We start from the raw sequence: 13,027 nt of genomic DNA, 5'->3' as shown, positions 1-13,027 counted from the left end.
AGCCCGGGGAAACCCGCACCCTCCCGACGACCTGAAGCCCTTCCCCCTTAGGAGCGCTCATGCCCGTCATCGAATCCGAAGAACACAAGGCCCTCCGCGCAGCCGTCGCCGCCCTCGGCGCGAAGTACGGCCGCGACTACCTCACCAACGCCGTCTCCTGCGGCCAACACCCCGCGGAACTCTGGGCGGAGGCCGCCGCACTCGGCTACCTCGGCGTCAACCTCCCGGAGGAGTACGGCGGAGGAGGCGGCGGCGTCTCCGAACTCTCCATCGTGCTGGAGGAACTGGGCGCCGCCGGCTGCCCCCTGCTCATGCTCGTCGTCTCCCCGGCGATCTGCGGCACCGTCATCGCCCGCTTCGGCACCGGGGAACAGAAGCGGGAATGGCTGCCCGCCCTCTCCGACGGCACCCGCACCATGGCCTTCGGCATCACCGAACCCGACGCCGGTTCCAACTCCCACCGCATCACCACCACCGCCCGGCGCGACGCCGGCACCGGCGACTGGCTGCTCACCGGCCGCAAGGTGTTCGTCTCCGGCGTGGACACCGCCGACGCCACCCTCGTCGTCGGCCGCACCGAGGACGCCCGCACCGGCAACCTCAAGCCCTGCCTGTTCATCGTGCCGCGCGACGCCGAAGGCTTCCAGCGGCACGCCATCGACATGGAACTCAACGCCTCCGAGCGGCAGTTCGAGCTGGTCCTCGACGACGTGCGGCTGCCTCCCGCAGCACTGGTCGGCGACGAGGACGCGGGCCTGCTGCAACTGTTCGCCGGCCTCAACCCCGAACGCATCATGGGCGCCGCCTTCGCCATCGGCATGGGCCGCTACGCCCTCGCCCGGGCCGTCGAGTACGCCCGCGAACGCACCGTCTGGAAGGTCCCGATCGGCGCCCACCAGGCCATCGCCCACCCCCTCGCCCAGGCGCACATCGAACTGGAGATGGCCCGCCTGATGATGCAGAAGGCCGCCCACCTGTGCGACGCCGGGGACGACATCGGCGCCGGCGAAGCCGCCAACATGGCCAAGTACGCGGCCGGAGAGGCCTGCGTGAAGGCCGTCGACCAGGCGGTGCACACCCTCGGCGGGAACGGCCTCACCCGCGAGTACGGGCTCGCCTCGCTGATAACGGCCGCGCGCGTGTCTCGTATCGCCCCGGTCAGCCGGGAGATGATTCTCAACTACGTCTCCCACCAGACCCTGGGCCTGCCCAAGTCGTACTAGGCCCGGCAGCCTCACCGGCCGTCTTGGAGGAACCATGTTCCGAAGCGAGTACGCAGACGTCCCCCCGGTCGACCTCCCCATCCACGACGCGGTGCTCGCCCGGGCCGCCGAGTTCGGGGACACCCCGGCACTGATCGACGGCACCGACGGCACCACCCTCACCTACGAACAGGTCGACCGCTTCCACCGGCGGGTCGCCGCCGGACTGGCCGAGGCGGGCGTACGCAAGGGCGACGTGCTCGCCCTGCACAGCCCCAACACCATCGCCTTCCCCACCGCCTTCTACGCGGCCACCCGCGCGGGCGCCTCCGTCACCACCGTCCACCCCCTGGCCACCGCCGAGGAGTTCGCCAAGCAGCTGACGGACTGCGCGGCCCGCTGGATCGTCACCGTCTCCCCGCTGCTGCGGACCGCGCGCCGAGCCGCCGAACTCGCGGGCGGCATCGAGGAGGTCCTCGTCTGCGACAGCGCGCCCGGACACCGCTCCCTGATCGACATGCTGGCCTCCACGGCCCCCGAGCCGGTCGTCGACATCGACCCCGCCGAGGACGTCGCCGCGCTGCCGTACTCCTCCGGCACCACCGGTGTCCCCAAGGGCGTCATGCTCACCCACCGGCAGATCGCCACCAACCTCGCCCAGCTCCAGCCGTCCATCACGGCCGGCCCCGGCGACCGCATCCTCGCCGTGCTCCCCTTCTTCCACATCTACGGCCTGACCGCCCTCATGAACGCCCCCCTGCGGCAGGGCGCCACCGTCGTCGTCCTCCCCCGCTTCGACCTGGAGACGTTCCTCGCGGCCATCCAGAACCACCGCATCACCGGCCTGTACGTCGCCCCGCCCATCGTGCTGGCCCTCGCCAAACACCCCCTGATCGCCGAGTACGACCTGTCCTCCCTGAAACACGTCGTCAGCGCCGCCGCACCCCTGGACGCGAGCCTCGCCGCCGCCTGCTCGCAGCGGCTCGGACTGCCGCCCGTCGGCCAGGCGTACGGCATGACGGAACTGTCGCCGGGCACCCACGTCGTCCCGCTGGACGCCATGGACGACGCACCGCCCGGCACCGTCGGCAAGCTGCTCGCCGGCACCGAGATGCGGATCGTCTCCCTCGACGACCCCGGCAAGGACCTCGGACCCGGCGAGTCCGGCGAGATCCTCATCCGCGGCCCCCAGGTGATGAAGGGCTACCTCGGCCGGCCCGACGCCACCGCCGCGATGATCGACCAGGACGGCTGGCTGCACACCGGGGACGTCGGACACGTCGACCGGGACGGCTGGCTCTTCGTCGTCGACCGGGTGAAGGAACTCATCAAGTACAAGGGCTTCCAGGTCGCCCCCGCCGAACTCGAAGCCCTGCTCCTCGCCCACCCGGGCATCGCCGACGCGGCCGTCATCGGCGTCTACGACGAGGACGGCAACGAGGTCCCGCACGCCTTCGTCGTCCGCCGCCCCACCGCGCCCGAACTCACCGACGGCGAGGTCATGACGCACGTCGCCGAACGCGTCGCCCCGTACAAACGCGTCCGCGCCGTCACCTTCATCGACGGCGTCCCGCGCGCCGCCTCCGGAAAGATCCTGCGCCGCGAACTCCGCACCGCGCACAAGGAGCCCTCGTGACCCTGATCGGCCGCACCCGTGTCCGGGGCGTCGAAACGCTCTCCCTCGACGCCCCGGAGCGCCGCAACGCCCTGTCCGCCGCCCTCGTCGGCGAACTCGCCGGCGCGCTCGCCGACGCCGGCCAGGACACCGGCGTCCGCGCCGTGGTCCTCACCCACACCGGCACCACCTTCAGCGCGGGCGCCGACCTGCGCGACCCGCCCACCCCCGACGCCCTCGTGGGTCTGCTGCGGAGCATCGTCGCCCTGCCCAAACCCGTCGTCGCACGCGTCACCGGGCACGTCCGCGCGGGCGGACTCGGACTCCTCGGCGCCTGCGACATCGCCGTCGCCTCCCACGCGGCGACGTTCGCCTTCACCGAGGTCCGCATCGGGGTCGCCCCGGCCGTGATCTCCCTGCCGCTGCTGCCCCGCACCGACCCGCGCGTCCTCGCCCGCTACTACCTCACCGGGGAACGCCTCGACACCGACGAAGCGGCCCGCACCGGCCTGATCACGGCGGCCGGCGAGGACGTGGACGAGGTGCTCGCCCCGATCCTCGACGGACTGCGCCGGTCCGCCCCCGAAGCCCTGGCCGAGACGAAACGGCTGCTCACGGCTAGGGTGCTGGAGACCTTCGACCGGGACGCGGCCGCCCTGACCGCGCTCTCGGCACGCCTCTTCGCCTCCGCCCACGCGCGCGAGGGGATGACGGCCTTCCTCGAACGACGGGATCCGGAATGGGTGGTGTGAGCACGTCCGACCGTGCGGAACGGTTCCCCAAGCAGGACCGCAGCCGGGCCACCCGGCAGCGGCTCCTTCAAGCCGCCGTGGCCTGCCTCGCCGAACACGGCTGGGCGGGCTCCACGGTCACCGTCGTCGCCGAACGCGCCGGCGTCTCCCGGGGAGCCGCCCAGCACCACTTCCCCACCCGCGAGGACCTGTTCACGGCCGCCGTCGAGTACGTCGCCGAGGAACGCTCCACCGCGCTGCGCGCCCTCTTCCCGGAGGGCGCCGCCACCGGCGACCGCCGGGCGGTCGTCGAGGCACTGGTCGGCCTCTACACCGGGCCCGTCTTCCGCGCGGCGCTCCACCTCTGGGTCGCCGCCTCCAACGAGGACCAGCTCCGCCCGCGCGTGACCGAACTGGAACTGCGGGTCGGCCGCGAGTCGCACCGCATCGCCGTCGAACTCCTCCACGCCGACGAGTCCCGCCCCGGCGTCCGCGAAACCGTCCAGGGCCTCCTCGACATGGCCCGCGGCCTGGGCCTGGCCACCCTCCTCACCGACGACACCGCCCGCCGCGCACGCGTGGTGGCCCAGTGGGCGGCACTGCTGGACGAGGCGCTGGGCTGACCGTGGGCGACTTCTGGCAGGTGATCGTCGACCTCGACGCGACCGGGACCGAGGCGGAACGGCTCGCGGACCACGTGGTCGGGTGGCTCGTGGCCGAGGGCGTCGTGCTCGCCGAGCGCACGCCCTGCGTGCCGGGGCAGCCCCTGGGACACCCGCCGGGCCCGCACTGGCACCGGGCGGTCACCGACGACTGGGACCGGCCCCCTGGTGACGGTCTCGCCGTCCGCACCGGCCGCACCGGCTTCACCAGCGGCGCCGACATGCCCGGCGCGGCCCTCTGCCCGCGCTGCGCGGCGGCCACCCCGCTGGACGACGCGACCTGGGAACGCTTCACCCACGCCATGCGGACCTGGTACGACGAGGGCGCCGCCGACATCGGCTGCCCCGCCTGCGGCGCGGCCGTCCCCCTTGCCGACTGGACCTGGGACGAGGCACCCCTCGCCTTCGGCAGCCTGGGACTGGAGTTCTGCAACTGGCCCGAACTCAGTCCGGTATTCCGCGCCCGGACGGCCGACGTGCTGCACGGGCACCGAACGGCGTTCGTCTGGGGCAAGCCGTAGCGACCTGCGCCTCCACGGCCCGCTCGCGGGCCTCGCGCACCGCCCGGAGGGCGTCCTCGACGTCGTCCGCCGTCACCTCGCCGCGGGCGGCGAGGGCACGCGCCTCCGCCGCCGCCGCACCGGCCGGCGACGGCGCCGCTCCCTCGCCCCGCCCGCGGGACACCGGCCCGCTCCGGAACTCCCGCCCGTTCACGGGCTCAGCCGCTCCACCCGCCAGCCCCCGTCCGCCTCGGCGACGTACCGCAAGCGGTCGTGCAGGCGGTTCTCCCTGCCCTGCCAGAACTCCACCGTCCGCGGGACCACCCGGAAACCACCCCAGTGGGGCGGGACCGGCACCTGCTCGCCCTCCGGATAGCGGGCCGCCAGCTCGGCGTACGAGGCGTCCAGCTCCTCGCGGCCGGCGATCACCGAGGACTGGCCGCTGGCCCACGCGCCCAGCTGCGAGCCGTGCGGGCGGGTGCGGAAGTAGGCGGCCGTCTCGTCCCGGCCGGTGCGCCGCGCGGTGCCGGTGACGATGACCTGCCGGGCCATCGGATGCCAGGGGAACAGCAGCGAGACGTGCGGGTTCTCCGCCAGGTCACGGCCCTTGCGGGAGCCGTAGTTCGTGTAGAACACGAACCCGTCGTCGTCGAAGTGCTTCAGCAGCACCGTGCGGGAACTGGGCCGCCCGTCCGCGTCCGCCGTGGAGACGATCACGGCGTTCGGCTCGAACAGGCCGCCGTCCGTCGCGGCCTGCTTGAACCAGCGCGCGAACTGCTCGACGGGCGTGGCGGCCAGGTCGGTCTCGGAGAGCCCCTCGGACCGGTACTGCTTGCGCATCGCGGCGAGCTGGAAGGGCACGGCGTCTCGGTCGGTCACGCCGTCATCCTGCCGCACGAGCGCGGCCCCGGGGACGGTGTCGTACATCACGTGGTGGCACTGAGTGCCGCGAACTCTCCCCAAAGATGGCACTCAGGGATATCGTGCAGGCACTGATCCGGTTGGGTGACCACCAGCCGGGGCACCACAGGGATGACGTCCCGGACCGCGAGTCCACACACCGTGACCGCGGATCCACCGGACGCGTCCGCTCGAGCCGACCGGACCGGCACATGGTCGTTCCACCCACAACACCATCTGTCACCCACCTCACCAAGGAGCCGCCAGATGTCCGACTTCGTACCCGGGCTCGAAGGAGTCGTCGCGTTCGAAACGGAGATCGCCGAACCGGACAAGGAGGGCGGCGCCCTCCGGTACCGGGGCGTCGACATCGAGGACCTGGTCGGGCACGTCTCCTTCGGCAACGTCTGGGGACTGCTCGTCGACGGCGCGTTCAACCCCGGGCTGCCGCCCGCGGAGCCGTTCCCCATCCCCGTGCACTCCGGTGACATCCGCGTCGACGTACAGTCCGCGCTCGCCATGCTCGCCCCCGTGTGGGGCCTCAAACCGCTCCTCGACATCGATGCCGAGCAGGCCCGCGACGACCTCGCGCGCGCCGCCGTCATGGCGCTGTCCTACGTCGCCCAGTCCGCCCGCGGCCAGGGCCTGCCCATGGTGCCCCAGCGCGAGATAGACAAGGCCGACTCCATCGTCGAACGCTTCATGATCCGCTGGCGCGGCGAACCCGACCCCAAGCACGTCGCCGCCGTCGACGCCTACTGGACGTCGGCCGCCGAGCACGGCATGAACGCCTCCACGTTCACCGCGCGGGTCATCGCCTCCACCGGCGCGGACGTCGCGGCGGCCCTCTCCGGAGCCGTGGGCGCCATGTCCGGCCCGCTGCACGGCGGCGCGCCCTCGCGCGTACTCGGCATGATCGAGGAGATCGAGCGCACCGGGGACGCCGAGGCGTACGTCAAGCAGACCCTCGACAAGGGCGAACGCCTCATGGGCTTCGGCCACCGCGTCTACCGCGCGGAGGACCCCCGCGCCCGCGTCCTGCGCCGCACCGCCCGTGACCTGGGAGCACCGCGCTTCGAGGTCGCCGAGGCCCTGGAGAAGGCCGCCCTGGCCGAGCTGCACGCCCGCCGGCCCGACCGGGTGCTCGCCACCAACGTCGAGTTCTGGGCGGCCATCGTGCTGGACTTCGCCGAGGTCCCGGCGCACATGTTCACGTCGATGTTCACCTGCGCCCGTACCGCGGGCTGGTCCGCGCACATCCTGGAGCAGAAGCGCACCGGCCGCCTGGTCCGCCCCTCGGCCCGCTACGTCGGCCCGGGCACCCGCGACCCGCGCGAGATCGAGGGCTACGGGGACATCGCCCGCTGAGCGGGCCCCGGAAAAGCAGACGACCCGCGAGTCTGGTTCCTCCCGGAGGGAGGAGCCGGCCGGACGTTACCGGCGACTCGCGGGTCGGGTGACTGCGTTGGATTGGGCCGGTCGCGCGCATCACGCACACGCTGGTCCGGCGCCGAACCGAGTACGGCGACGGGCTACTGGCCCGCAGCCACCTCTTCCGTCCGGTCTGCATACATCTGCCGAACCACCTCCCTTCTGAAGTAACGCCACACTAAGAACCGATCGCCGGTGAATCAACCGTTTTTTCCCGGCCCTCTGTTTTCGGTGCCGCGCCTTTCCGTCCCCGGTGGGCGAGAGACGGCGTGCAACGATTTACTCAATGTTGCGGGAACTTGGTGTGCGCTGAGTCACGTTCAAGTTGAATGATGGTGGATGAGCGAACCGTCGTGCCGTACGTGCGGACGCAGCCTGCAGGGGGTCCAGGTGAGTGCTTCCCGGCGTAGTGGGACCACCGACGAGCTGGGGCCGGACGAGCCCGGGCCCGGGCGGGAGGGGTCGGACGGCTCCGACCTCCTCGCCGCGCTGCTCGACGGCATGGACGCCGCGCTGTGCGCCTTCGACGCGCACGGGACGGTCACGCACTGGAACCGGGAGGCGGAGCGCATCCTCGGCTGGAGCGCGCGGGAGGCCGTGGGCCGGGCCGGGTTCGCCGGGTGGGCGGTGCGCAGCGCGGACGCCGAGGAGGTCGAGGCGCGGCTGATGTCGGCCATGGACGCGCCGGGCCGGCAGGTGAACGAGTTCGCGCTGCTGACGAAGGACGGCGGCCGGGTGCTGGTGCGCACGCAGTCCGCTGCCGTGCCCGGGCCCGACGGGAAGCCGGCGGGGGTGTACTGCGCGTTCAGCGAGGTGCACACGCAGATCGACCTGGAGCGGTCGATCGCGTTGAGTGAGGCGCTGCTCGACGACGCCAGCTGGGGGGTCGTCCTGGTCGACGCCGACCTGCGTCCCGCCGTGGTGAACACGCACGCCGCGCGGGCCCTGGGCGCGGGGCGTACGGCCGTACTGGGCCGGCCGCTGGGTGAGCTGCTGGCGCAGGGGGTGGAGGAGCTGGAGAGTGCGCTCACCCATGTCCTCGCCGAGGGTGCGCCGCCCGCGCCGGCCGAGCTGTGGGTGAGTGTGCGGACCCCGGAGGGCGAGCGGCGGCGGTGCTGGCGCAGCGGGTTCGTGCGGCTGGCGTCGCCGCTCGCGGAGGAGCCGGTGCCGCTCGGGGTGGGCTGGCTGTTCCAGGACGTGACTCAGGCCCGGCAGGGCGAGCAGGAGGCGTCCCTGCTGCGGTTCCGTGCGCAGCAGTTGCACCGGGCGGCGCGTGCGGCGGCGGAGTGCGAGGATCCCGCGGAGGCGGTGACGGTCCACCTCGACTTCGCGCTCGCCGGGTTCGCCGACCATGCGCTGATCGACCGGGTGGCCGAGTGCCCCGGGGACGCCGACGCGGTGCGGCTGGTGCGGATCGCGGCGACACCGTCCGGCGCGCCGGGGCCGAGCAGGCTGGACGGGCGGGCGGGGCTGCCGGTGCGGTACGCGGAGTCGCACCCGGCGGTGCAGTGCGTGGAGCGGGCCGGGTCGGTGCGGGCCGGGGCGGGGGCCCTGAGCGCGGAGGAGGCGCGGGCGTGGGCGCTGGGGCGCCAGTGGCCCCCGGACGCGGTGTACGCGTTGTGCACGGTGCTGCGGAGCCGGGGGCGCACGCTCGGTGCCGTGACGTTTCTGCGGGGGGCGGGGCGTCAGGCGTTCGAGCGCTCCGACGCGATGTACGCGGAGGACGTGGCCGTGCGCATCGCCGCGTCCCTGGATCTGGCGGGTCTCGCGGCTCCGGAGCGCTGACGGGCCGGCGTCAGTGGCGGTAGTAGATCCGGTCGGCGTACTCGTCGAACACCCGGGCGTTCCACTCGTGCCCCCCGTCCACGTTGCCGGATCGCAGCAGCGGCGGTTCGATGCCCCGCTCCGCGAGGACCGCCGCCGCCGTCGCCATGACGGCCTGCAGCAGCGCCGTGGTGACGACCGTCGACGCGGGTGCGAACGGCGCCGGGACGCCCTCGTGCGTCAGTTCCGCGTCCCCGACCGCGATCTTGGAGTCCAGCACGAGGTCGCAGTGGTCCTTCAGGAACGTCCCCGAGGAGTGCCGGGACGACGTCTGGGCCGCGTACGCCACCGACGTCACGCCGACGACCCGTACGCCCCGCTCGCGCGCCTTCACGGCCATCTCCACGGGCAGCGCGTTGCGCCCGGACAGGGAGATGATCACGAGTGTGTCGCCCGCGCGGAGCGGTGAGGACTCGAGCACGACGCCCGCGAGTCCGTCGACGCGTTCCAGGGCGGAGCCCAGCGTGGCCGGCCGCACGTCGACGCCGACGACACCGGGCACGGCGAGCAGGTTCATCAGGGCCAGTCCGCCGGCGCGGTAGACGAGGTCCTGGGCGGCGAGCGAGGAGTGCCCGGCGCCGAAGGCGAAGAGCCGGCCGCCGTCCGCGACGGTGTCGGCGATCAGCGTGCCCGCGGCCTCGACGGACGCGGCCTCCTCGTCACGGATCCGCCGCAGCAGACCGATCGCGGCGTCGAGGAACTGACCGGCCGGCGTGCGGTCGCTCATGCGGCATCCCTTCGCGGGTCGAGTGCTGCGGATCACCGTGCGGTCCGGACCAGTGCCGTGTCAATACGGCGTCGGCGCAGCCGGTTCACCGGTGTCGTGGGCCCTCGTTCTCGCGGCGCCGCCCGGTTGTCAGCCGCATGCGTCAGAATTGAGTCCGGGGCCAGCGCACGCGCCGGTGAGCAGTCCAGCCTCCGGCAGAGCCAATCCGCAGATCTCATCAAGGGGCATGAATGTCCGGACTGATCGACACCACGGAGATGTATCTCCGCACCATCCTCGAGCTGGAGGAGGAAGGTGTGGTCCCCATGCGCGCCCGGATCGCCGAGCGGCTCGACCAGAGCGGGCCGACGGTCAGCCAGACGGTGGCGCGCATGGAGCGCGACGGCCTGGTGTCCGTCGCCCCGGACCGGCACCTGGAGCTCACGGAGGAGGGCCGCCGGCTGGCCACGCGCGTGATGCGCAAGCACCGCCTCGCCGAGTGTCTCCTGGTCGACGTGATCGGTCTGGAGTGGGAGCAGGTCCACGCCGAGGCCTGCCGCTGGGAGCACGTGATGAGCGAGGCCGTCGAGCGCCGCGTGCTGGAGCTGCTGAGGCACCCGACGGAGTCGCCGTACGGCAACCCGATCCCGGGTCTGGAGGAACTGGGCGAGAAGGACGGCGCCGATCCGTTCCTCGACGAGGGCATGGTGTCGCTGGCCGAGCTCGACCCGGGCGCCGAGGGCAAGACGGTCGTGGTGCGCCGGATCGGCGAGCCGATCCAGACGGACGCGCAGCTGATGTACACGCTGCGCCGGGCGGGTGTGCAGCCCGGTTCGGTGGTGAGCGTCACGGAGTCGGCCGGCGGCGGGGTGCTGGTCGGCAGCAGCGGTGAGGCGGCCGAGCTGGAGACGGACGTGGCGTCCCACGTCTTCGTCGCCAAGCCCTGACCGGGCGGCCGGCGCGCCGCCGGTCCGCGGCCCGCGCGACACCGGTCCGCGCCCGCGCCCGCTCACGGGGCGGACGCCCGGCGCCCGCCGGTGTGAACGCGCCGAATCGCGGGTCCGTTGCGTCGAATCGCAGCGGCTCGCCCGAACGGCGTGCGAGGCTGTCGCGTGAGGCATATGACCTGAGGGGCTCTTGGCCGGACCGACAGCGATGTCATCCCGGCCGGGAAGGGGCGGGACGATGTGCCGCGACCACGTGAGGAGCCCCGGCGCCGCACGGCGCCGGGGCCTGTCCTCCCCTGTGCCGACCCGGAGCCCCGAGCTCCCAGGGTCGTTCCCCTCGGACCGATTTCCCCGAGCGGTCCGCCTCCCGTTGAAGATCTCCCCTGGGCCGCGGCGATCAATCCCCGCCGGGTGTCACTCGAACGAGGGGTGTTGCCGGGCAAGAGCGCATTTTCGAATACTCATTCGATAACCTGCGGGGTGCGGGGTGCGGGGTGCGGCAACAGCGGGGTCAGGACACAGGCAGTGGGCAGGCAGCGAGCTTGGGGGGTGCCAGGACCATGGCGCGACGCATCGACGTGACCGGGACGGACGGCGTACGGCTCGCCGCCTGGGAGTTCGGCGACCCGCCCAAGGACCACCGGGACCCGGCGGAGCACACCGCGCCGGACGTGCCCGGCGTGCTGTTACTGCACGGCCTGATGGGCCGTGCCTCGCACTGGGCGTCCACCGCCCGCCGGCTCTCCGGGCGCTACCGCGCGGTCGCCCTCGACCAGCGCGGCCACGGCCGCAGTGACAAGCCCCCGCACGCCGCCTTCACCCGCGACGCCTACGTCGACGACGCCGAGGCCGCCCTGGAGCAGCTCCGCCTCGGCCCCACCGTCCTCATCGGGCACGCCATGGGCGCGCTGACCGCCTGGCAGCTCGCCGCCAAACGCCCCGACCTGGTCCGCGGCCTGATCATCTGCGACATGCGGGCCTCCGCCCTCGGCGCCGCCTCGCAGCGCGAGTGGGCCGAGTGGTTCAAGGCCTGGCCGATGCCCTTCGCCACGCTCGCCGACGTACGCAAGTGGTTCGGCGAGGACGACCCGTGGGTGGAGCGCCCCAACCCCGCGCGGGGGGAGTTCTACGCCGAGGTGATGGCCGAGTCCCCCGACGGCTGGCGCCCCGTCTTCGACCCGGAGCAGATGCTCCGCTCCCGCGAGACCTGGGTGTTCGACGCCCACTGGGAGGAGCTGGCCCAGGTACGCTGCCCCGCCCTGGTGGTCCGCGGCCTCGACGGGGAACTGGGCCGCGCGGAGGCCCAGGAGATGGTGCGGGTCCTGCCCCGCGGCCGGTACGCCGAGGTGGCCGACGCCGGTCACCTCGTCCACTACGACCAGCCGGAGACCTGGCTGGCCGCCGTCGAGCCCTTCCTCGACTCCCTCGGCGACGACTGAGCGCCCCGCGCGGCGGCCGTGCCCACTTCCGGCGGCGCCGCGCGGCGGCCGGGCCCACGATCCCGGCGAACCCCCAGCGGGCAGCTCCGCATCGATCCCACCGTCAGCGGCCTGCTCCCCGCACCTGAAGTCCACGGGGAGCACGGTGCCGCTCCAGGGGCGCGGGCAACCGCGCGACGGGCCACCACGGGCCCGCGGTCCCCGAACAGCGCAAACCCTCCCGGGACAGCGGTCCCGCCCTACCGGGTCCCGCCCGCACGCGTAGGCCAGCGGTGGGATCAGCTCCTCCACATCGGGCAGCCACCGGTTGGCCGCGGACGGCCGGCAGGCCCACTGCACCGCTCCCCGGCACCCCACCCGGGTGGGCGGCGCGGCCACGAAGTCGCCCTCGCCGCGCACCGTCAGGTCGATCGACGAGGGCGACCACCCCAGCCCCCGCAGCAGCTTCGGCACCTTCGCGGCCGCCCCCGGCAGGACGAAGAACTCCGTCCGCCGGTGCGGCGTCACGGTGACCGGGCCCAGCGTCAGCCCCATCCGCTCCATCCGCGCGAGCGCCAGGAACCCGGCCGTCTCCGGCACGGAGACCGCGTCGAAGGCCCGCCCGGTGGGCAGCAGCACCGAGGCGTCCGGCCGCTCCCGCCACATCCGCCGGGCGACGGTCGCGCTGCCGGTCGCCCGCACCGCCCAGTCCGCGCGGGCCGGGTGCGCCCCGGGCGCGGGACACGCCGCGTCACCGCACGAGCAGCCCCGCACCCCGTCCAGGGTCTCCAGCCAGGTGCCCGGAACCACGTCCCAGTGCCGCTGCTCCGCGTAGCGGACGGCGGCGTCGAGCAGCGATTCCCCGCGCTGCGTCGGGATCTGTACGGCGTCGGTGCCCGCGATCGTCTCTTCCACGATGAACACAACTACGGCCGTCACCAGGGGTTACGCCCGCCCGCGTGCGCGGGGGAGGAGCACCGGGCCTCCGGTCGGGGCGCACGGGTGCATCCGCGGGGGCGCGCGGGGGAACCGCGTTCGCGGATGGGTAGCCACGAGGGGGGCCGGCAACCGCCGTTACCCCGGCAATCCTC

The 13,027-nt window shown here is 73.4% G+C and carries 11 protein-coding genes and 1 pseudogene; 9 read left to right on the top strand and 3 right to left on the bottom strand.

Annotated elements, in window-relative coordinates:
• Positions 1 to 59: 59 nt before the first annotated feature.
• Genes ACZ6A9_RS27965 through ACZ6A9_RS27945 form a run of 5 tightly spaced genes read left to right on the top strand, consistent with a single transcriptional unit; the run spans position 60 to position 4,731 of the window.
• A complete protein-coding gene (locus tag ACZ6A9_RS27965) occupies positions 60 to 1,223 on the top strand; it encodes an acyl-CoA dehydrogenase family protein (protein ID WP_468990650.1) in 1,164 nt (387 codons plus the stop codon).
• 34 nt (positions 1,224 to 1,257) lie between these two features.
• On the top strand, positions 1,258 to 2,838 hold the full coding sequence (locus tag ACZ6A9_RS27960; RefSeq protein ID WP_468990647.1) for a 4-coumarate--CoA ligase family protein: 1,581 nt from the start codon (positions 1,258 to 1,260) through the stop codon (positions 2,836 to 2,838).
• Entirely contained in the window at positions 2,835 to 3,569 is a 735-nt protein-coding gene (locus ACZ6A9_RS27955; RefSeq protein ID WP_468990645.1) for an enoyl-CoA hydratase family protein, read from the top strand. Before ACZ6A9_RS27960 ends, ACZ6A9_RS27955 begins: the two co-directional genes overlap by 4 nt.
• Positions 3,557 to 4,171: a TetR/AcrR family transcriptional regulator gene (locus ACZ6A9_RS27950; RefSeq protein WP_468990642.1), complete on the top strand. Its 615-nt coding sequence runs from the start codon at positions 3,557 to 3,559 to the stop codon at positions 4,169 to 4,171. The genes ACZ6A9_RS27955 and ACZ6A9_RS27950 overlap by 13 nt, the downstream gene beginning before the upstream one ends.
• Before the next feature lie 2 nt (positions 4,172 to 4,173).
• Positions 4,174 to 4,731 carry a hypothetical protein gene (locus ACZ6A9_RS27945; protein ID WP_468990639.1) on the top strand — a complete coding sequence of 186 codons (558 nt, stop codon included), beginning with the start codon at positions 4,174 to 4,176 and terminating at the stop codon, positions 4,729 to 4,731.
• A gap of 189 nt (positions 4,732 to 4,920) precedes the next feature.
• Here ACZ6A9_RS27945 and pdxH read toward each other — a convergent pair whose 3' ends face one another.
• A complete protein-coding gene (gene pdxH, locus ACZ6A9_RS27940; RefSeq protein WP_468990637.1) occupies positions 4,921 to 5,589 on the bottom strand; it encodes a pyridoxamine 5'-phosphate oxidase in 669 nt (222 codons plus the stop codon).
• A gap of 288 nt (positions 5,590 to 5,877) precedes the next feature.
• On the opposite strand from pdxH, the gene ACZ6A9_RS27935 reads away from it, so the two are divergent.
• Together ACZ6A9_RS27935 and ACZ6A9_RS27930 are read left to right on the top strand one after the other, a co-directional pair.
• A complete protein-coding gene (locus ACZ6A9_RS27935; protein WP_468990634.1) occupies positions 5,878 to 6,978 on the top strand; it encodes a citrate synthase 2 in 1,101 nt (366 codons plus the stop codon).
• 453 nt (positions 6,979 to 7,431) lie between these two features.
• Positions 7,432 to 8,826 carry a PAS domain-containing protein gene (locus tag ACZ6A9_RS27930; RefSeq protein ID WP_468990632.1) on the top strand — a complete coding sequence of 465 codons (1,395 nt, stop codon included), beginning with the start codon at positions 7,432 to 7,434 and terminating at the stop codon, positions 8,824 to 8,826.
• A 10-nt stretch (positions 8,827 to 8,836) separates the two neighbouring features.
• On the opposite strand, the gene ACZ6A9_RS27925 is transcribed toward ACZ6A9_RS27930, so the two are convergent.
• Positions 8,837 to 9,592, bottom strand: a complete 756-nt coding sequence (locus ACZ6A9_RS27925) for an SIS domain-containing protein (RefSeq protein ID WP_468990629.1) — start codon at positions 9,590 to 9,592, stop codon at positions 8,837 to 8,839.
• A gap of 230 nt (positions 9,593 to 9,822) precedes the next feature.
• Between ACZ6A9_RS27925 and ACZ6A9_RS27920 the strand changes: the two genes are divergently transcribed.
• Positions 9,823 to 10,518, top strand: a complete 696-nt coding sequence (locus ACZ6A9_RS27920) for a metal-dependent transcriptional regulator (RefSeq protein ID WP_189558592.1) — start codon at positions 9,823 to 9,825, stop codon at positions 10,516 to 10,518.
• A 560-nt stretch (positions 10,519 to 11,078) separates the two neighbouring features.
• Positions 11,079 to 11,957 (top strand): alpha/beta fold hydrolase, encoded by an 879-nt coding sequence (locus ACZ6A9_RS27915; protein ID WP_468990623.1) that lies wholly within the window; start codon positions 11,079 to 11,081, stop codon positions 11,955 to 11,957.
• Between the two features lie 246 nt (positions 11,958 to 12,203).
• On the opposite strand, the pseudogene ACZ6A9_RS27910 reads toward ACZ6A9_RS27915, so the two are convergent.
• Positions 12,204 to 12,860, bottom strand: a pseudogene (locus ACZ6A9_RS27910) (bifunctional DNA primase/polymerase); the annotation flags it as partial.
• Positions 12,861 to 13,027 lie beyond the last annotated feature (167 nt).

Source organism: Streptomyces sp. NPDC041124 (assembly GCF_055592385.1).
This window is presented reverse-complemented; position numbering and strand designations above follow the sequence as displayed.

What these genes read in the sequence shown, in the direction of transcription:
- ACZ6A9_RS27960 (WP_468990647.1), top strand. Translation starts at nt 1,258, where the DNA reads ATGTTCCGAAGCGAGTACGCAGACGTCCCCCCGGTCGACCTCCCCATC.
- ACZ6A9_RS27935 (WP_468990634.1), top strand. Translation starts at nt 5,878, where the DNA reads ATGTCCGACTTCGTACCCGGGCTCGAAGGAGTCGTCGCGTTCGAAACG.
- ACZ6A9_RS27925 (WP_468990629.1), bottom strand. Translation starts at nt 9,592, where the DNA reads ATGAGCGACCGCACGCCGGCCGGTCAGTTCCTCGACGCCGCGATCGGT.
- ACZ6A9_RS27915 (WP_468990623.1), top strand. Translation starts at nt 11,079, where the DNA reads ATGGCGCGACGCATCGACGTGACCGGGACGGACGGCGTACGGCTCGCC.
- ACZ6A9_RS27920 (WP_189558592.1), top strand. Translation starts at nt 9,823, where the DNA reads ATGTCCGGACTGATCGACACCACGGAGATGTATCTCCGCACCATCCTC.
- ACZ6A9_RS27950 (WP_468990642.1), top strand. Translation starts at nt 3,557, where the DNA reads ATGGGTGGTGTGAGCACGTCCGACCGTGCGGAACGGTTCCCCAAGCAG.
- ACZ6A9_RS27965 (WP_468990650.1), top strand. Translation starts at nt 60, where the DNA reads ATGCCCGTCATCGAATCCGAAGAACACAAGGCCCTCCGCGCAGCCGTC.